The organism is Gymnodinialimonas sp. 57CJ19 (genome assembly GCF_038396845.1).
GTDB lineage: Bacteria > Pseudomonadota > Alphaproteobacteria > Rhodobacterales > Rhodobacteraceae > Gymnodinialimonas.
Genome location: NZ_CP151587.1, coordinates 3842589 through 3861607 on the forward strand (window position 1 = coordinate 3842589; position 19019 = coordinate 3861607).

The window sequence follows — 19019 nt, forward strand, 5'->3', positions numbered from 1 at the left end:
CCATACCGGAGGCACAACCCATGCACGACATCCGCGCGATCCGCGAAAACCCCGCCGCTTTCGACGCCGCACTGGCGCTTCGGGGTCTGTCTCCTGTGTCCTCCGACATTCTCGCCATTGACGCCGCCCGACGCGACGCGATCACGCAGGCCGAAACCGCTCAGGCCGACCGCAACGCCGCCTCCAAGGAAGTGGGCCGTGCGAAAGCCTCGGGCGATGAGGCCGAGTTTGAGCGTCTGCGCGCGCTCGTCTCTGCCAAGAAAGACGAAATCGCCCGCCTCGATGAAGAGGCAAAGGCAAAAGACGCGGAGCTGACCGCGATCCTGGAAGCCTTGCCCAACCTGCCCCACCCCGACGTGCCCCCCGGCGCGGATGAGGATGACAACGTCGAGCAGCACCGCCGCGGCACCCCACGCAGCTTCGACTTCACCCCGAAAGAGCATTTCGAGATCAAGGGCGTCGCCGCATCGATGGATTTCGAGACCGCCGCCAAGCTGTCCGGCGCGCGTTTCGTCACGCTCAAGGGCGCCGTGGCCCGCGTCCACCGCGCCTTGGCGCAATTCATGCTCGACACCCACACCGAGGAAAACGGCCTGCAAGAGGTCAACGCCCCTGTGCTGGTGCGCGACGAAACCATGTATGGCACCGGCCAGTTGCCCAAGTTCGCCGAGGACAGCTACCAGACGACCGATGGCTGGTGGCTGATCCCCACATCCGAGGTCACGCTCACTTCTCTCGACAGCGGCAATACCGTAGACGAAGCCACCCTGCCCCGCCGCTACACCGCCCATTCGCTCTGCTTCCGGTCCGAGGCAGGCAGCGCGGGCCGCGACACCGCCGGAATGCTGCGCCAGCACCAGTTCGAGAAGGTGGAGATGGTCTCGGTCACTCACCCAGACACGTCCGACGACGAACAAATGCGGATGCTGGCCTGCGCCGAGGGTATCCTCGACAAGCTGAACATCCCCTATCGCACGGTCCTGCTCTGCGCCGGTGACATGGGCTTCGGCGCGACGCGGACGTTCGATATCGAGGCTTGGCTGCCCGGCCAGGATACCTACCGTGAGATCTCCTCGGTCTCCACTTGCGGCGCGTTCCAGGCCCGTCGTATGAACGCGCGGTTCAAGCCCACCAGCGGCGGCAAGCCCGAATTCGTCCATACGCTCAACGGTTCTGGCCTCGCGGTGGGGCGCTGCCTGATTGCGGTGCTGGAAAACGGCCAGAACGCCGACGGCTCCGTCACCCTGCCCGAGGCCCTGCACCCCTGGCTGGGCGGCAAGACGCAAATCACCGCGGATGGCGACCTTGCCTGATCTCTCGTCCAAAACGATGGCGGCCCTCGTCCTGATGGCTGCCATCGCCTTCGCAGTCTCACCTTTCCTGACCGAGCCGTTCTCGGGCTTTGACCCCAGCCAATTGCCCCGCCCCGTGGATGATCCCCCAATCCAACCGGCGGGCTATGCCTTCTCGATCTGGGGGGTGATCTATGTCTGGCTCATCATCAGCGCCGCCTACGGCCTGCTGTCGCGTGACAGCGCTCCCGATTGGCAAAAGATGCGCCCGGCGCTGCTCTTGTCCCTCGTCATCGGGGCAAGCTGGATTCCCGTGGCGCTCTCCGCCCCCGTCACCTCAACGGTGCTCATCCTCGCAATGCTGGTCACCGCCCTCATCGCGCTGTTCAACGCGCCCGCCGCCCAACCGGCCCTCGCCGCCGCGCCCATCGCCCTCTACGCGGGCTGGCTGTCGGCCGCCGCCATCGTTGCCAGCGCCACCATCATCGCCGCCTACACCGGCATCTCCACCACCATCGTCAGCATCGGCGGCCTGATCGTCATCGGCGCTGTCGCCACCCTCGTGATCCGTGCCACCGCCCATCCGCTCCCCTACGCCGCCGCCGTGCTCTGGGCGCTCATCGGTGTCGTGGTCGCCAACGCCCCCAACGGGGCCACCCTCTCCCTCGGGACCACCATCGCCGTCATCGCGATCCTCAGCATCCAGACCCTCCTGCGCCTCCGCCAAAAATCCTGACGCGCCCTGCAATTTCACCTTGGCCATACAACTCACTGCGCAGCGCCCCCCCAGACGCAAGGGTCAAAAGGACACGCCCCGCCCCCTTGCCACCGCTTGCCGCACTGGCGGCCACAAGCTACACCCACACCCATGCGCATTCTCATCACCAACGACGACGGCATCAACGCCCCCGGCCTTGAAGTCCTCCACGCCATCGCAACCGACATCGCCGGCGACACCGGCGAGGTCTGGACCGTCGCCCCCGCCTTTGAACAATCAGGCGTGGGCCATTGCATCTCCTACACCCATCCCACGATGATCTCGGAATTCGGCCCCCGTCGCTTCGCCGCCGAAGGCAGCCCAGCCGATTGCGTCATCGCCGCCCTCCACGATGTGCTGATGGACACGCCCCCGGACCTGATCCTCTCCGGCGTCAACAAAGGTAATAACTCCGCCGAGAACACCCTCTACTCCGGCACCATCGGCGCCGCGATCGAGGCCGCAATCCAAGGCGTTCCCGCCATCGCCCTGTCGCAATACTACGGCCCCGGCAACGTGAGCCTCGAAAACCAGTTCGAAGCCGCCAGCGCCCATGGTGCTGACGTCATTCGCAAAATCCTCTCCACGCCGGACGCCTTCACCAGCCACCCCTACAAACTGTTCTACAATGTCAACTTCCCGCCCCTTCCCGCCGCCGAGGTCAAAGGCATCCGCGCCGTGGCCCAGGGCTTCCGCGAAGGCGGCACCGGCATGGGCATGCGCGCCGACACCGCCCCCAACGGGCGCAAATTCCTCTGGATCACCGGCTCTGCGCAAAATGTCCCCTCCGGCGACAACACCGATGCCACGGCCAATCTCGACGGCTATATCTCGGTCACCCCGATGCGGGCGGATCTCACAGCCTACGACAGGCTCTCCAGCCTGAAAGATGCCATCGAATGACCGACCGCGAAGGCGCCGGCTTCGATCCGGAACGCAAAATGCAGTTCCTCTACCAATTGCGCCAAAAAGGCGTGATGGACAAACGCGTGCTCACCGCGATGGAGCGCGTCGATCGCGGCGCCTTCGTGCGCGGCCATTTCGCCGCCCGCGCCTACGAGGACATGCCCCTTCCGATCAGCTCGGGCCAAACCATCAGCCAACCCTCCGTTGTCGGCCTGATGACCCAGGCCCTCAATGTGCAACCCCGTGACACCGTGCTCGAAGTCGGCACCGGCTCCGGCTACCAGGCCGCCATCCTCAGCCACCTCGCCCGGCGCGTCTACACCATCGACCGCCACCGCAACCTGACCCGTGAAGCGGAAATCGCCTTCACCAAACAAGGCCTCGTCAACATCACCGTGCTCACCCGTGACGGCTCCTTCGGACTGCCCGACCAAGGCCCCTTCGACCGCATCCTCGTGACCGCCGCCGCCGAAGATCCCCCCGGCCCCCTGATGCAACAACTCAAAATCGGCGGCATCATGGTGGTGCCCGTGGGCCAGTCCGATACCGTTCAAAGCCTGATCAAAGTCACCCGCCACGACACCGGCTACGACTACGACGAACTGATGCCCGTGCGCTTTGTCCCCCTCATCGAAGGCACCGCCCGCGACTAGCCCCCGCCAATGGCACGCGCACCGCTCCCCCTTCATCTTGGCCAATACAACTCAATCCCACCCCCTCCCCCCGAGCGCCCTTTCGCCACTGGGAAACCGCCCCCGTCTGTCCCCCTTCCGAAACCCGACGTTTCTGTGTAAACTACGCGCAAAGAGGGCCGCAGCCCCGCATCATTGAGGAAGGTTCGAGCGCCATGCGCCTGATCACACAGTATTTTCCCGCCCGTAGGCTCCCCCTGCTGGCGCCCGTCTTTCTTGCAGCCTGCGTCGGTGCGCCCGCGGAATGGGACTTCGACTTCCGCCCCAACGCGCCGCGCACCAATGTCACCGTGGCCGATCGGCCCGATCCCGACAGCCGGGGGCTCATCTCCTACGACAGCTACCAGGTCGCGGTCGCCCGGCGCGGGGACACCGTTGCCGATGTGGCCGCGCGGATTGGCCTGTCTTCCTCGGAACTGGCCTCTTTCAACGGCCGCTCTGAAACCGATGAGCTGCGCAACGGCGAGGTTCTGGCCCTGCCAAGCCGTGTGGCCGGCGCGGCCTCTGCGACCGGCACCGGGACCGACATCGCCTCCATCGCGGGGGCGGCGATTGATGCTGCGGGCAGCGGCTCGCCCTCGGCCTCTGGACCGCAACTCCCCGATGGGCAGGAACCCGTCCGCCACCGTGTCGGGCGCGGCGAAACGGCCTACTCCGTCGCCCGCCTCTACGGCGTCTCGGTGCGCAGCCTGGCCGAATGGAACGGCCTCGGCCCCGATCTGGCGGTGCGCGAAGGCCAACACCTGCTGATCCCCATCGTGATTGAGTCCGCTGAAGCCGCCGACGACAGCCGCCCCGGCGATAGCGTGGCCCCCCTGCCGCCCTCGGCCGCCAATCCCCTGCCCGGCAGCATTGAAACCGCCGCCCTGCCCGCCCTTGACGGCGCGGGCACCGGCACTGCCACCCCTGCCCCAGCACCCGCCGCCGCCGCGACCCGCGACGCGGCACCGCTGATCCGACCCGTTTCGGGCTCGATCGTGCGCGGCTACGGCTCGGGCAATGAGGGCATTGATATTGGCGCTTCCGCTGGCACCGCCGTACAAGCGGCCGCCGATGGCACCGTGGCCGCCATCACCCAAGACACCGACCAGGTGCCAATCCTTGTGATTCGCCACTCCGGTGGGCTTCTGACCGTCTACGCCAATATCCAGAACATCGCCGTGTCGCGCGGCGACCGGATCAGCCAAGGCCAGACCGTGGCCCAGGTGGGCAGCGGCGACCCGGCGTTCCTGCACTTTGAAGTGCGTCGCGGGTTCGAGGCGGTGAACCCGGCGGAGTTCCTGCCCTAAGCGCTCCCGGCCCAGACCCAGACCCAGACCCAGACCCTTGCAAGGGTCTGATCAGGCTCTTGCAAGAGCCTGAAGCCGTGCCGTCGCCGACCTGAGCTCACTGGCTCGGGTTGCCCTACGGCAACAAGGGCCGCGCAATTAAACCCCGACGCTGAAAAACATCGCCTCTATCCTCCCCGCCCTCTACTGATGAGGGGGATTTAAAAAGTGGATTCTTTCAATGCGCAAACACCTCTTCGCGGCTGCCTTAATACTGACAGCAACCGCCACCCAAGCCACAGCACAGGATTGGTCCGGGGCCTATGCTGGCGGTCAGCTCGGATTCAGCCAAGCTGCCAACACTGGCGCCAATCCCAATCCAGCAATCAATTTCTTTTGGGACGACGAAGTGACTGGCGCGGTGGCCGGTGCATTCGCAGGCTATAACTTCCAATATTCAAACGGTGCAGTCATCGGCGTGGAAGCAGATGTCATGTTTGGCGATGTGTCTGGCGAAGTTTTGGCGCAGGGCACCTTCCCAAACAACTTCATGGGCGTGGCTTACGGTACAACCGCCTCGCTCCGCGCCCGCGCGGGTTACGATATGGGTCGCTATATGCCGTACATCGCCATCGGTGTGACATCCGCCAACGTGGAGTACGGAGTTTACGCTGCGTCTGCCAACGCACGTGGGTCGTTGTCCCGTACGGAAACGGCACCGACCGTCGCAATCGGGGCGGACATCGCAATGGGCGCGTCAGGCTCTCTTCGCGTTGAAGTGCGCCACACGGATTTTGGCACCGTTGCCGTCCCTGAAATTCAAACAGACGTACCTGGCCTTGTCTTCCTTCCCAATGAACGCGAACTGTCCCGGACCGATTTACTTGTCGGCTACGCGTTCCGCTTCTGATACCTTCGCCAACCGCTTCCGAGGCCGCGCCATCAATCGCGCGGCCTTTTTCGTAGCCCGCTCCGCTTCCACCCTTGCGCCCCACAACGGCCCGTTTATAACGCCGACAGTTTGCGCACATGTTGGGGGCTACCATGCCAAAAAGATCAGACATCAACTCGATCATGATCATCGGTGCGGGGCCTATTGTGATCGGCCAAGCCTGCGAATTTGACTACTCAGGCGCGCAGGCCTGCAAGGCGCTCCGCGAGGAAGGCTACCGGGTCATCCTCGTCAACTCCAACCCCGCCACGATCATGACCGACCCGGAACTGGCCGATGCCACCTATATCGAGCCGATTACCCCCGAAGTCGTCGCCAAGATCATCGAGAAGGAACGCCCCGATGCGCTTCTGCCAACCATGGGCGGGCAAACCGGCCTGAATACGTCTTTGGCGCTGGAAGAAATGGGCGTGCTGGAAAAATTCGGCGTCGAGATGATCGGCGCCAAACGTCCCGCCATCGAAATGGCCGAGGACCGCAAGCTGTTCCGCGAGGCGATGGACCGGATCGGGCTGGAAAACCCCAAGGCGACGATCATCACCGCCCCCAAGGGCGATGACGGCAAGTTCGACATCAACGCGGGCGTGGCCGAAGCCATCGAGGCCATCGAATACGTGGGCCTGCCCGCCATCATCCGCCCCGCCTTCACGCTTGGCGGCACCGGCGGCGGCGTCGCCTACAACCGGGAACAGTACGAGTTCTTCTGCCGCTCCGGCATGGAAGCCTCGCCCATGGCGCAGATTCTGGTCGATGAATCTCTGCTCGGTTGGAAAGAGTTCGAGATGGAGGTCGTGCGCGACAAGGCCGACAACGCCATCATCGTCTGCGCCATTGAAAACGTGGACCCCATGGGCGTCCACACCGGTGACAGCATCACCGTCGCCCCCGCGCTGACGCTGACCGATAAGGAATATCAGATCATGCGCAACGGCTCCATCGCCGTGCTGCGCGAGATCGGGGTTGAGACGGGCGGTTCCAACGTGCAATGGGCGATGAACCCCGCCGATGGCCGCATGGTGGTGATCGAGATGAACCCCCGCGTCTCTCGCTCCTCCGCGCTGGCCTCCAAGGCCACGGGCTTCCCGATTGCCAAGATCGCCGCGAAGCTGGCCGTGGGCTATACGTTGGACGAGCTGGACAACGACATCACCAAGGTCACGCCCGCGAGCTTCGAGCCGACGATTGACTATGTCGTCACCAAGATCCCGCGCTTCGCGTTCGAGAAATTCCCTGGCTCCGAGCCGAACCTGACCACCGCGATGAAGTCGGTGGGCGAGGCGATGGCCATTGGCCGCAGCTTCCACGAGTCGATGCAGAAGGCGCTGGCCTCCATGGAGACCGGGCTGACCGGCTTCGATGAGATCGAGATCGAAGGCGCCGACGCAGACCCTGCCGCGATCACTAAAGCACTGGCGAAACAGACCCCGGACCGCATCCGCGTGATCGCCCAGGCCATGCGCCACGGTCTGTCCGACGACGATATCCACGCCGTCACCAAGTTTGACCCTTGGTTCCTTGCCCGTATCCGCGAGATCATCGAGGAAGAGGCCCGCATCCGCGATAAAGGCATGCTCGCCACCGAAGAAGAATTCCGCCACGTGAAGATGATGGGCTTCACCGATGCCCGCCTCGCGACGCTGACGGGCCTGACCGAGGCTGAAATCCGCCGCGCCCGCGTCGGCGCGGGCGTTCACGCGCAGTTCAAGCGCATCGACACCTGCGCCGCTGAGTTCGAGGCACAGACCCCCTATATGTACTCCACCTACGAGACCCCCGTGATGGGCGAGCCCGAATGCGAAGCGCGCCCCTCGGACGCCAAGAAGGTCGTCATTCTGGGCGGTGGCCCGAACCGGATCGGCCAGGGGATCGAGTTTGATTACTGCTGCTGCCACGCCTGTTTCGCCCTGTCCGACGCGGGCTATGAGACGATCATGGTCAACTGCAACCCCGAGACGGTTTCGACCGACTACGACACCTCGGACCGCCTGTATTTCGAACCGCTAACGCTGGAGCACGCGCTGGAAATCCTGCGGGTAGAGCAAGCAAACGGCACGCTGCACGGCGTCATCGTCCAGTTCGGCGGCCAGACCCCCCTGAAGCTGGCCAATGCGCTGGAAGAGGCCGGGATCCCGATCCTCGGCACCACGCCCGACGCCATCGACCTGGCCGAAGATCGTGAGCGTTTCCAACAGCTTGTCCAGAAGCTGGACCTCAAGCAGCCCGAAAACGCCATTGCCACCACCGATGACGAAGCCAAAGCCGCCGCCGAGGCGCTCGGCTATCCGCTGGTGATCCGCCCCTCCTACGTTCTGGGCGGGCGCGCGATGGAGATCGTGCGCGATACGGCGCAACTCAACCGCTATATCCGTGACGCCGTGGTTGTCTCCGGCGACAGCCCCGTCCTGCTCGACAGCTACCTTGATGGCGCGACCGAGGTGGACGTGGATGCCCTTTGCGACGGCACCGACGTGCATGTGGCGGGCATCATGCAACACATCGAAGAAGCGGGCGTCCACTCCGGTGACAGCGCCTGTTCCCTGCCCCCCCATACGCTGAGCGTTGAGGTGCAAGACCGCATCATCGCCCAGACCGAGGCGCTGGCAAAGGCGCTGAACGTCGTCGGCCTGATGAACATCCAGTTCGCCGTCAAACCCGATGGGAACGGCAACGATGACATCTACCTGATCGAGGTTAACCCCCGCGCCTCGCGCACCGTGCCGTTTGTGGCCAAGGCCACCGATAGCGCCATCGCCTCCATCGCCGCGCGCCTCATGGCGGGTGAGAAACTGGCCGATTTCCCCAAGGCCAAACCCCACGTCCCCGTGGACGAGGACACGCCGATCATCCCCGGCGAGCCGATGGCGCTGGCCGATTTCCGCACCCCTTGGTTCTCGGTCAAAGAGGCCGTCTTGCCCTTCGCCCGCTTCCCCGGCGTCGATACGCTTCTGGGGCCTGAAATGCGCTCCACCGGCGAGGTCATGGGCTGGGACCGCTCCTTCCCCCGCGCCTTCCTGAAAGCGCAACTCGGCGCGGGCGTGTCCCTGCCTGAGCGCGGCACCGCCTTCCTGTCGATCAAAGAGGCCGACAAGACCGCCGACCTGGTGGATACGGCCAAGATGCTGAAAACATTGGGCTTCCACATCCTTGCCACCTCCGGCACTGCCGCCTTCCTGGGCAAGCACGGGATCGAGGCCGAGGTGGTGAACAAGCAATACGAGGGCGGCCGCACGATCGTCGACATCCTCAAGGACGGCGGCGTGCAATTGGTGATGAACACCACCGAAGGCGCCCAAGCGGTCGAAGACTCCCGCTCCATGCGGACGGTCACGCTGATGGACAAGATCCCCTATTTCACCACGCTCGCAGGCAGCCACGCGGCGGCTCAGGCGATGGTATCAGCCCGTGAAGGCGAGACTGTGGTTCGGGCGCTGCAGGGGTGAATTGACGGACCCGCCACGCGGGCGAAAGGTCCAGTGGACCTTTCGGTCAATTCACGGGCGGAGCCCCGCCTCTACAGGAGGGATATTAATGTTCTTTACCAAGGTCGGGCGCTTTGTCGCTGCGCTGCTATTCACCGTAGCCGTCGCACAACTGTTGCTTGGCTTCGCCATCCTCTTTGGCACTGAGAGCATGGAAGACAACCGCTATTTCTCTCAGCGAATTGCGGGGGAGGCAACCTCCGGCGCAATCATCGACAAGGCGTCATTATACATTTTCATCGCCATAGCCCTTGGCATCGCGACCGAGATCAGCCGCAACGTCCACCTACTCCGCGCAGATCGAGAGCGCGTCGAGGACACTATCGAAGAAGACGTCTGACCCCTCACCCCGGCCGCCCCTCCAAAAACGCCACAGCCCGCTCTGCGTCCGCGCATTTTAGCGATCGCGAAATCCGAATTACAAACGGTTCATCCAAGAGCCGAATATGATGTAACCCGACGCAACCGTTCATACTCAAGACGGGCGAGCGCCAGCCCGCCGGGGAGGCGCTGCAACCTCCCAACTCGGCACTTTATTCTTGCCAAACCCGCCCTCCCTCTCAACTCGGCACGACACTCGCAAAAGCGCCACCCCGGTGGGGCGGGCTGGCGCTCGCCCGGCGGCCTGCGGCCTCGTTCCGGGCGGGTCCGCATGTCCGTAGACCGGGCTCTAGCCCAATGCCCCCCCTCACTCCCCCCGAGCCCGAGCTATATCTCCCCATTCCGGCTTGCGCGCGCCGTCAAACATCGGGTCGCGGAACATGTCGAGGGTCTCATCTCCCTGCAACAGCCCCATCAGTTTGGCGTGCATGAAGGACCGAAGCACCGCGTTCAGGCGGGGTTGGTAGCCCGGACCCATGGATTTGAACCACTTCACCACATCGGTATCCAGCCGCACGGTCACGCGGGTCTTGGCGGTGTCTCGTTTCGATGACAGGTCGTGCCAAGCGGGCGGCACGCGGCCGTGCAGCGCGATGGCGTTGTGCATGTCGTATTCGAACCGCCGCATCGCATCGACCATGTAGAAGTGGTGGAAGCGCTCGGTCTTGGTGGGGGATTTGTCGATGAATTTGGGGGGCAATTGTCCGGTCCTTGAAGCCTTGGGTCCGGCCAGAATCGCACAAATCGGTTAAAATTTTATGGATGTGGGGGCGGTGTACGGGGTGTGTACGCCCCAGTGTACGCGTGTCACTGGAGGTTTTCCGTCCCCGATTCCCGAACATTCCCCGCAAGCCAAACCTTGCCCAAGCGCCACTGCTACCCCTACGTTATGTCCATACTTTTCTTAACGGAGGTGACCCATGCGCCACCTGACCCTTGTTGCAGCCACCGCCCTCGCGGCGTCCCTGACACCTGCCCACGCGCAAGACCCGTCGTTAAACCCGACGTTCGGCGTCTTGAACTTGGAGGCAGGCTTTTCCAACGATCCCAATTGGGTTTATTTGCTGGCGGGCGGGCTCGATCAACGCACGTTCACCGATGCCGCAAGCGGCGATGTGTGCCGGGGTTATTTCGCCGATGCCCCTGATTTTCGGATGGTTTTTGATGCCACTAATGGCGATCCTTTCTCGATCACGGCGGAATCCTACGCGGATCCTGTGTTGTTGGTGAACGGCCCCGATGGGCGGTGGTATTGCAACGACGATACCTTTGGTCTCGACAGTGCGGTGACATTTGAGGCCCCCCAAAGCGGCGTCTATGACGTCTGGGTCGGCACCTATAACGATCCACAAGGCGACTATCCCGGCGCGCAACTGGGCTTCACCGCACAAGAGCCGTTCGAGCCGCAGCGCAGGCGCTCGTTCTTCGGGGAAGACGACCGCATCGTCATGGACCCCACGGAAACACCGTGGAACATGATCGGCTTGGTGGAAATGCAATCGGGCAGCTGCACAGGCACGCTGATCGGGCCCAACGTTGTGCTTACCGGCGGCCATTGCCTTGTGGGTCTGGGAGAGCCCGACAACCCGCCGATGTTGTTCAGCGCGGGCTTTGAGAATGGCAACGCCGTGGCGACATCGCGCGTGACCAGCTACTACGTCCCCCAGCTGTGGCGTCTGGCGGAACAAGAGGGCATGGATTTCGGCTTTTTCTATCTGGAACAACCCCTTGGCGATCAGTTGGGGTGGATGGATATTGGCACGTTGACCCAGGCCGAGCTGGCGGGTTTCGCCAATGGCTCGGGCCCTGACATCCTGCAAGCAGGGTACAGTGCCGATCAACCGGGCGTGCTGACCGGCAACCTGAGCTGTCCGTTCGTCGAGCTGGCCAGCCAGAACCGACTGGTGCACCAATGCGATACGGTGCAGGGGGACAGTGGCTCTCCGCTGTTCGTGCAGGACGGCGACCGCTACCGGATCATTGGCGTGGAATCCCACACCAACTTCCTGCCCGAGCAGGAGTTCGACATGAACGTCGCGATGTATATTGCGAACGTCGTGGCTGAGTATCAGGCCTTGAACGGCCAGGCCCCGGCAACCACGGCGCTGCCAGAGCCTGTGGTGAAGTAGACCTTCAACTGCGGTGGGGGGGCATCCCCCTCGCCGCCGTTCACCCGGCGCATTGCGCCCCCTAACCCCTTTCATCCTCATTGCCGGAAAACGGCCGCCCGCGTAGTCTTTGCGGGTGTCTCCTTCATATTGGATAGCGCCATGACATTGCCTAACCCCATCGCCCTTGCCGCAGGCCTCCTGCTGGTCACCGCCCCCGTTGCCATGGCGCAGGATTACACCCTGCCCCCGACCTTTGGCGAAATCTCGTTGGAAACAAACTTCCAGCCCGACCCCCATCGCGTGACCATCGCGGCCGGCGGCCCGGTTTATGGCGCATATACCGATGCCGCCAGCGGCGGTGCTTGCCGCGGCTTTTTCGCCGACGCCCCTGACCTCCGGCTCCAGTTCACCGATGGCGACTTTGGCTTTCCGCTGTCGTTCTACGTGGAATCCGGGGCCGATACGGTGATGCTGATCAACGCGCCGGACGGGCAGTGGTACTGCAACGACGACACCGTTGACCTGAACCCAGCATTGAACTTCGACACGCCCCTAGGCGGCCAATACGACATCTGGATCGGCACCTATCAGGAAACCGCGCCGAACTTCCCGACTGCTGATGTCTTCATCACCGAGTTGGGCATGCCAGAGATCAACTATGACCGTGCCTTCTTTGGCAACGACGACCGGGTCATCATCGACGCCGCCACCGCGCCCTGGAACATGATCGGCTTCGTGGACCTGTCCGAGGCCAGCTGCACCGGCACCTTGATCGGCCCTGACGTGGTGCTGACCTCGGCCCATTGTATTGTAGAGAATGGCGTCGTGGCCACGCCCCCGGTCGAGTTCCTTGCGGGGTTCCAGAACGGCGCCCATGTGGCGCGCTCGGGCGTGCGCGATTTCTTCGTGGCCGAGGGCTATGTGAACGGCGAACAAGAGGGCACGGATTACGCCTTCATCTACCTCGACCAGCCCTTGGGCAATCAGTTGGGCTGGATGACTGTCGCCCCCCTGACCCAAGGCCAAATCGCCGAGATGTTGCAGGGCCGAGGGCCGGAAATCTTGCAGGCGGGATATAGCTATGACCAGCAAGGGGTGCTGACCGGGAACCTCGGCTGCCCCCTGATCGAGGTCGCGCCCCAGAACGTGTTGGAGCATGAGTGTGATACGCTTTCCGGCGATAGTGGCTCTCCGCTGTTTATCGCTACGGACAGCGGCGGCCATCAGATCATCGGCGTGGAATCCCGCACCGATCCGCAACCGGACGAACCCTTTGACCGCAACGTCGCCATGTATGTCGACTACATCGTGGCCGATCTGGCGCGGCTTGCGGGCGCGGCGTCCGCCACTGTGACAGCGCCTGCGCCCGAGACTAAGTAGACAGCAAAAGAGGGCGCAACTGACTGCACCCTCTTCCACATGTTCAACGGCCTTTTAGGCGCGGTTCAGGCGCCTGCTGTCCCGATCCCGTGGGCGGCGTAGACCTCTGCCACGCGGGCCACGGCGGCCTCGGGCGACACTTCTTCGCTTTCGCCGGTGCGGCGGTCGGTGAGTTCCACCACGCCGTTTTTCAGGCCACGGGGGCCGACGGTGATGCGCCATGGCAGGCCGATCAAGTCCATCGTGGCGAACTTGCCGCCTGCGCGTTCATTGCGGTCATCGTAGAGTGGCTCCAGCCCTGCATTCTCCAGCGCGGTCTCCAGCGCTTCACAGGCGGCATCTGCCTCGGCGTCGCCTTGCTTGAGGTTCACAATCCCGCAGTGGAACGGCGTGACACCTTCGGGCCAGATGATGCCCTTGTCGTCGTGGCTGGCTTCAATGATCGCGCCCAACAGGCGGCTGACGCCGATCCCGTGAGACCCCATGTGAAGCGGCACCCGTTCGCCTTCGTCGTTTTGCACGAACGCGCCCATCTTCTCGGAATACTCGGTGCCGAAATAGAAGATCTGCCCCACTTCGATGCCCCGCGCGGACCGCTGACGATCTTCTGGCACGGCGGCAAATTCTGCCGCGTCGTGGGTTTCATCGGTGCGGGCATAGCGCGAGGTGAACTCGGTCAGCACCTCGGCGCATTCATCCCAGTTGTCATAGTCAATCTCGCGGTCGCCGAACTTCAGATCGGTGATCTCGGCGTCATAGAACACCTCGGATTCGCCGGTGTCGGCCAGCACAAGGAATTCGTGCGTGTAATCGCCGCCAATCGGGCCAGAGTCCGCGCGCATGGGGATGGCTTGCAGGCCCATCCGCTCGTAGGTGCGCAGGTAGGACACCAGATGGCGGTTGTAGGCGTGCAGCGCGGCTTCCTTCGTCAGATCGAAATTGTAGCCGTCTTTCATCAGAAACTCGCGGCCCCGCATGACGCCGAAACGGGGACGGACTTCATCGCGGAACTTCCACTGCACGTGGTAGAGCGTCAGGGGCAGGGATTTATACGAGGTCACGAAGGTGCCGACCATGTCGGTAATCATCTCTTCGTTGGTGGGACCGTAGAGCATGTCACGGTCGTGACGGTCCTTCAGGCGCAGCATTTCGGGGCCATAGGCGTCGTAACGTCCGGATTTTTGCCAAAGCTCGGCCGATTGCAACGTGGGCATCAACATGGGGATGTGACCGGCACGGATCTGTTCTTCGTGAACGATCTGCTCGATCCGCTTGAGAACTTTGAACCCCAGAGGCAGCCAGGAATAGATGCCCGCGCTGGATTGCTTGATCATCCCGGCGCGCAACATCAGCCGGTGGCTGACGATCTGCGCCTCGGCGGGCGTTTCTTTGAGGACGGGCAGGAAGTAGCGGCTGAGGCGCATGTTGGCGAACCTTGGGATATGGGTGTTCCCTGCGGTCTACGCCAAAGGGAAAACTCTCACAAGGTAGCGATGGTTTGCGGTATCTCTGCGGGGACCGCACTGGCCTGCGCTGCGACAGAGCGAACCCCGATAATCAGGGCAAGCATAGCGCCAAGGATTAGGGCGATTAGGGTGATGGACAGCACGTTCATGATAGACATTTGGGCAGCTCCTTCTCTCCGATGTCATCACGATAGCGTGCTGAAACGCGGCGCGAAATGCAGGCATTCCATACCCTGACGCCGCACTGCATCGCAAAAAAACGGCCCCGCGAAGGGACCGTTGAGGCAGTGTGAACAGGAAAGTCGGTGTGGCGGGACAAGGGACAGAAGCCCACCACACCTGAGGTACACGCGTGTCAGAACGATCCGGCAGAGACAGGGGCAGCTATCATGATCGTGAACATCACAAGGATCAGCAGGACGGCTGAGCAGGCGATGGCGTTCAGGGCGATCATGGGGTCTCTCCGGTTGGGCGCTCATTTGCGATACACCAGAGATAGGGCGCGCCAGCGAATTGGCAAATGGCGGGAATCCCTACCGTCGCTTTCTTAGCCCCTTCACAATGGCTTCCGCCCCCATCGCGTTCGCCAGCGACTTGAAGCGCGATTGGGCCACTTCGCCGAACAGGTCGCGCCCCTCTTCCGAGGTCAGCGTCAGGACCAATTCGCGCCGTTTGGGGTGGTACTTCAGCCGCCCATGATCGACCGGGTTAGCGGTGGCGAACATCGCGCCAAAGCGCATGGCGCGGCCCAGGTTCTCGGCCTCTTGCACGCGGGCGTCAGAAAGGAGGTTCAACAGGTTCGGATCAAAGCCGGTGCCTGACCGGTTGGATTTATAGCGGTGCAGCAACGCCAACCCCAGATAGATACGTTCGCCATGGGTCAGCCCGCCCAGGTTGGCCCGCGTGGCGTTATCAAAGCAGACCTCGGCGCGGTAATCGGGATGGGCGCGCCAGCTGACGTCATGGAGCAGACAAGCCGCCCGCACGAGGCGCTTTTTCTCGGGTCGAGCGCCCGAGAACAGTGGCTCCACAAAGCGGTAAAGCGCCCGGCCAAAGCCCGGATGCCGCGCCGATGATGCCTCGGCATGGCGGGCAGCTTCGATCAACGGATCACGGTGGCGCAGGGCGTCCGACATCTGGTCGTAAAGCAGACCCTCGCGGATGCCATAGCTGGAGATCGCCACCTCTTTCGGGCGCACTTGACGCACCAGTTCTTTCAGCACGAGCGAGGCAATGGGCACCAACCGCATCCGCTCCGCGGAGGTGCCGGTCTCGGCCCGCAGCGCGTCGGGGTCGACTTCGCCGATGTGCTTGATCGTGTTCATGATCGCCTTGGGCGTCATCCGGTATTCGTGCAGAACCCGCAGCGGATAATCGCGGCGCACCATGTCCACGCGCGCAATCGCCCGCCATGATCCCCCCACCAGGAACAGGCGCTTGGGGGCCGTTGGAAACTCGGCCACCAGGGCGGCGACCTTTTCGCGAATATGCTTGCGGATGGCCTTCTTGCCACCCTTCATCCCCATCAATTTCAACGGTGCCAAATCCGAGGTGCGCCGTGTGCCCACGATGCCGTCACCCAACAGCTCGGCCAATTCCATGGACGAGCCGCCGATGTCGCAGATCAACCCTTCCGCGCCGGGCCACCCCAGCAGCACCCCTTGGGCCGACAGGCGGGCTTCTTCCGCGCCGGTGAGGATCTGGATCTCCAACCCGGCGTCCCGCAGAACGTCGGCCCGGAAATCTGGCCCGTCTACGGCATCGCGCACCGCCGCGGTCGCGACGGTCAGCATGGGGGTTACGTCCATCTCCTTGGCCAGCACCGCAAAGCGCTTCAACGCGCTTAACGCCCGCACCCGGCCCTCGGCATTCAGGCGGCCCGTTTCGGCGAAGCCTGCCCCCAACCCGCACAGGATTTTCTCGTTGAAATAATAGGCCGGAGACCGCGCCGCACCGTCGAAAACCACGAAACGGACCGAGTTTGATCCGATGTCGATCACCCCCACGCGGGCCAGAGATCGCGCCTCGGGGCCATCAAACAACGGCAACCCAAAGGGACCGAAATCGGGGTCTTGTTCACCCATATCGGGCCCTCCAAGGTCGTCTGGATCATTTTTGGCACGGGCGCGCCGCTTGGGTCAATCTTCGCTGTGCGTCAACTCGGGCACATCCTTCGCGCCGGCACTTCCGCGCCCGGACAGTGAAGGGTTTTCCATGAAGAAGCGGTGGCAATTGAACGGGTTATCCAATTCGCTCAGATCGGGACGCAGATAAGTCCCATCGGGTTGCAGAACCCAGCTTTGCGCCACATCGGCCAGATTGGCGGCCATGATCTGGCTGACAATCTGCGCCTTCACGGTCGGGTTCGTACATTCCACCAGCGTTTCGACCCGGCGGTTCAGGTTGCGTCCCATCCAATCGGCCGAGCTGATGTAAACCCGCGCCTTCTTGGCCGGAAGCCCGTGGCCGTTGCCAAAGCAGACGATGCGCGAATGTTCCAGAAAGCGGCCTACAATGGACTTCACGCGGATCGTCTCGCTCAACCCTTCGATGCCGGGGCGCAAGCCGCAAATGCCGCGGATCACCAGATCAATCTGCACCCCGGCCTGGCTGGCCTTGTAGAGCGCATCGATCACGTCCGGCTCGATCAGGGAATTCATCTTCGCCCAGATCATCGCAGGCTTCCCATTCCGGGCGTGCTCGGCTTCGGCCAAGATCCCGTCGATCAGGGTCTTCTTCAGCATCAACGGCGAGATAGAGAGGTTTTCCAGCGACTCCGGCTCGGCGTAACCGCCGATGTAGTTGAACACCTTCGTGGCGTCCCGCCCAAGAGACGCATCGTTGGTGAACAGGCTCAGGTCCGTATAAAACCGCGCTGTAATCGGGTGGTAATTCCCGGTGCCGTAATGGGTATAGGTGACCAGCTTGTCGCCTTCGCGGCGCACCACGGTGCTGATTTTCGCATGGGTTTTGTAGTTGATGAACCCATAGACCACATGGGCACCGGAACGTTCCAGCTTGCGCGATTGGCGGATGTTGGCGGCCTCGTCGAAACGGGCCTTCAATTCGACCAGCGCGGTGACGGATTTCCCGTTTTCCGCCGCTTCGCATAACGCCTCTACGACCGGGCTTTCGTTCGAGGTCCGGTAGAGCGTCTGTTTAATGGCCACCACGTTGGGATCACGGGCCGCTTGGGCCAGAAAGCGGATCACCATGTCAAAGGTTTCATAAGGGTGGTGGAGCAGCATGTCCTTCTTGCTGATCGCAGCGAACATATCGCCATCGTGGTCCTGCACCCGTTCCGGCACGCGGGGGGTGAAGCTGCGCCACAGAAGATCCGAGCGGTCATCACGCACCAGTTCCTTCAAGGAAACCAAGCCGATCATGCCCTTGACTTCGACGACCTCGTCGCCGGTGACGTGCAGTTCTTCGATGATCTCACGGGCCAGCTTTTCCGGTGCCCCTTCGCTGATTTGCAGGCGGACGACTTCGCCCCGGCGGCGGCGCTTCAAGGCAGTTTCAAATTCGCGCACAAGGTCTTCGGCTTCTTCCTCGACCTCCAGGTCCGAGTCGCGCAGAACGCGGAACATGCAGGACCCGCTGAGTTTATAGCCGGGAAACAGCTCGACAATATTCAGCAGCAACAGCTCTTCCAGCGGCAACATGCGGATTGAGCCTTCTTCGGCAGGCAGCGAAACAAAGCGGTCAATCTGGCCGGGAATCGGCAACAGCGCCTGCAACACGCGCCCGTCGCGGTCGCGTTTGAGTTGCAGCGCCAAGGCGATGCCCTCATTCGGGATGAACGGAAACGGATGGGCTGGATCAATGGCCAAGGGCGACAGCACAGGGAAGACCTGCGCAAGGAAGATTTCCGCCAAGTGCCGTTCGTCGGCAGAGGTCAGGTCTTCGCGGGTGACCACGGTGATGCCCGTGGCCTCCAGCTCGGTGCGCACGTCGATCCAGGCTTCTTGCTGTTTGCGCATCAATTGGCGGGCGTTGGCGTTGATAAGTTTCAACTGCTCTGCCGGGGTGCGCCCGTCGTGGGCGGGGGTATGGTTGCCCTCTTGCGCCAGTTCGCGCAGGCCCGCCACCCGGACGGTGTAGAATTCATCAAGGTTGCCCGCAGAGATCGAGATGAAGCGCACCCGTTCCAGCAGGGGAACACGGGGGTTCACAGCCTCTTCCAGCACCCGCCAATTGAAGGCGAGCCAGCTGAGTTCACGGTTGAAAAACCGTGCCGGCCCCGCCGCATCGGGGACAGAAACGGGGGCGGGGTGTGGGGCGTTCAGGAAGTCTGCAAAGCTCATGGGCGGGGCCTATCGGCAAAGTGTGACG

The 19019-nt window shown here is 63.0% G+C and carries 15 protein-coding genes; 10 read left to right on the forward strand and 5 right to left on the reverse strand.

Annotated features, from left to right (window positions below):
- Positions 1–20 precede the first annotated feature (20 nt).
- The 8 genes from serS to AADW23_RS18780 all read left to right on the forward strand — a co-directional run bounded on the left by serS (position 21) and on the right by AADW23_RS18780 (position 9686).
- On the forward strand, positions 21–1313 hold the full coding sequence (gene serS, locus AADW23_RS18745; RefSeq protein ID WP_341862465.1) for a serine--tRNA ligase: 1293 nt from the start codon (positions 21–23) through the stop codon (positions 1311–1313).
- Complete coding sequence (locus AADW23_RS18750; protein WP_341862466.1) at positions 1297–2028, forward strand: hypothetical protein; 732 nt, start codon at positions 1297–1299, stop codon at positions 2026–2028. Before serS ends, AADW23_RS18750 begins: the two co-directional genes overlap by 17 nt.
- 132 nt (positions 2029–2160) lie before the next feature.
- Positions 2161–2952, forward strand: coding sequence for a 5'/3'-nucleotidase SurE (gene surE, locus AADW23_RS18755; protein WP_341862467.1), 792 nt, complete (start codon positions 2161–2163; stop codon positions 2950–2952).
- Entirely contained in the window at positions 2949–3608 is a 660-nt protein-coding gene (locus AADW23_RS18760) for a protein-L-isoaspartate(D-aspartate) O-methyltransferase (RefSeq protein WP_341862468.1), read from the forward strand. The genes surE and AADW23_RS18760 overlap by 4 nt, the downstream gene beginning before the upstream one ends.
- Before the next feature lie 194 nt (positions 3609–3802).
- Complete coding sequence (locus AADW23_RS18765) at positions 3803–4936, forward strand: peptidoglycan DD-metalloendopeptidase family protein (protein ID WP_341862469.1); 1134 nt, start codon at positions 3803–3805, stop codon at positions 4934–4936.
- Between the two features lie 220 nt (positions 4937–5156).
- Positions 5157–5825 carry an outer membrane beta-barrel protein gene (locus AADW23_RS18770; RefSeq protein WP_341862470.1) on the forward strand — a complete coding sequence of 223 codons (669 nt, stop codon included), beginning with the start codon at positions 5157–5159 and terminating at the stop codon, positions 5823–5825.
- Positions 5826–5959: 134 nt separating this feature from the next.
- Positions 5960–9307, forward strand: a complete 3348-nt coding sequence (gene carB / locus AADW23_RS18775) for a carbamoyl-phosphate synthase large subunit (RefSeq protein WP_341862471.1) — start codon at positions 5960–5962, stop codon at positions 9305–9307.
- A gap of 88 nt (positions 9308–9395) precedes the next feature.
- Positions 9396–9686, forward strand: a complete 291-nt coding sequence (locus AADW23_RS18780) for a hypothetical protein (RefSeq protein ID WP_341862472.1) — start codon at positions 9396–9398, stop codon at positions 9684–9686.
- Between the two features lie 348 nt (positions 9687–10034).
- Here AADW23_RS18780 and AADW23_RS18785 read toward each other — a convergent pair whose 3' ends face one another.
- A complete protein-coding gene (locus tag AADW23_RS18785; RefSeq protein ID WP_341862473.1) occupies positions 10035–10427 on the reverse strand; it encodes a BrnA antitoxin family protein in 393 nt (130 codons plus the stop codon).
- A gap of 220 nt (positions 10428–10647) precedes the next feature.
- Between AADW23_RS18785 and AADW23_RS18790 the strand changes: the two genes are divergently transcribed.
- Positions 10648–11856, forward strand: a complete 1209-nt coding sequence (locus AADW23_RS18790) for a trypsin-like serine protease (protein ID WP_341862474.1) — start codon at positions 10648–10650, stop codon at positions 11854–11856.
- Positions 11857–11997: 141 nt separating this feature from the next.
- Positions 11998–13218, forward strand: a complete 1221-nt coding sequence (locus AADW23_RS18795; RefSeq protein WP_341862475.1) for a trypsin-like serine protease — start codon at positions 11998–12000, stop codon at positions 13216–13218.
- 65 nt (positions 13219–13283) lie between these two features.
- Here AADW23_RS18795 and proS read toward each other — a convergent pair whose 3' ends face one another.
- From proS to AADW23_RS18815, 4 genes are all read right to left on the reverse strand, one after another.
- Positions 13284–14642, reverse strand: coding sequence for a proline--tRNA ligase (proS, locus tag AADW23_RS18800; RefSeq protein WP_341862476.1), 1359 nt, complete (start codon positions 14640–14642; stop codon positions 13284–13286).
- Positions 14643–14698: 56 nt separating this feature from the next.
- A complete protein-coding gene (locus AADW23_RS18805) occupies positions 14699–14842 on the reverse strand; it encodes a hypothetical protein (RefSeq protein ID WP_341862477.1) in 144 nt (47 codons plus the stop codon).
- Between the two features lie 375 nt (positions 14843–15217).
- Entirely contained in the window at positions 15218–16768 is a 1551-nt protein-coding gene (locus tag AADW23_RS18810) for a Ppx/GppA family phosphatase (protein WP_341862478.1), read from the reverse strand.
- 54 nt (positions 16769–16822) lie between these two features.
- Positions 16823–18991 (reverse strand): RNA degradosome polyphosphate kinase, encoded by a 2169-nt coding sequence (locus tag AADW23_RS18815; protein WP_341862479.1) that lies wholly within the window; start codon positions 18989–18991, stop codon positions 16823–16825.
- Between the last annotated feature and the right edge of the window lie 28 nt (positions 18992–19019).

Coding starts and splice junctions, on each gene's coding strand:
- AADW23_RS18765 (WP_341862469.1), top strand. CDS start 3,803: ATGCGCCTGATCACACAGTATTTTCCCGCCCGTAGGCTCCCCCTGCTG.
- proS (WP_341862476.1), bottom strand. CDS start 14,642: ATGCGCCTCAGCCGCTACTTCCTGCCCGTCCTCAAAGAAACGCCCGCC.
- AADW23_RS18750 (WP_341862466.1), top strand. CDS start 1,297: ATGGCGACCTTGCCTGATCTCTCGTCCAAAACGATGGCGGCCCTCGTC.
- AADW23_RS18810 (WP_341862478.1), bottom strand. CDS start 16,768: ATGGGTGAACAAGACCCCGATTTCGGTCCCTTTGGGTTGCCGTTGTTT.
- AADW23_RS18805 (WP_341862477.1), bottom strand. CDS start 14,842: ATGTCTATCATGAACGTGCTGTCCATCACCCTAATCGCCCTAATCCTT.
- AADW23_RS18760 (WP_341862468.1), top strand. CDS start 2,949: ATGACCGACCGCGAAGGCGCCGGCTTCGATCCGGAACGCAAAATGCAG.
- carB (WP_341862471.1), top strand. CDS start 5,960: ATGCCAAAAAGATCAGACATCAACTCGATCATGATCATCGGTGCGGGG.
- serS (WP_341862465.1), top strand. CDS start 21: ATGCACGACATCCGCGCGATCCGCGAAAACCCCGCCGCTTTCGACGCC.
- surE (WP_341862467.1), top strand. CDS start 2,161: ATGCGCATTCTCATCACCAACGACGACGGCATCAACGCCCCCGGCCTT.
- AADW23_RS18815 (WP_341862479.1), bottom strand. CDS start 18,991: ATGAGCTTTGCAGACTTCCTGAACGCCCCACACCCCGCCCCCGTTTCT.
- AADW23_RS18780 (WP_341862472.1), top strand. CDS start 9,396: ATGTTCTTTACCAAGGTCGGGCGCTTTGTCGCTGCGCTGCTATTCACC.
- AADW23_RS18770 (WP_341862470.1), top strand. CDS start 5,157: ATGCGCAAACACCTCTTCGCGGCTGCCTTAATACTGACAGCAACCGCC.
- AADW23_RS18790 (WP_341862474.1), top strand. CDS start 10,648: ATGCGCCACCTGACCCTTGTTGCAGCCACCGCCCTCGCGGCGTCCCTG.
- AADW23_RS18795 (WP_341862475.1), top strand. CDS start 11,998: ATGACATTGCCTAACCCCATCGCCCTTGCCGCAGGCCTCCTGCTGGTC.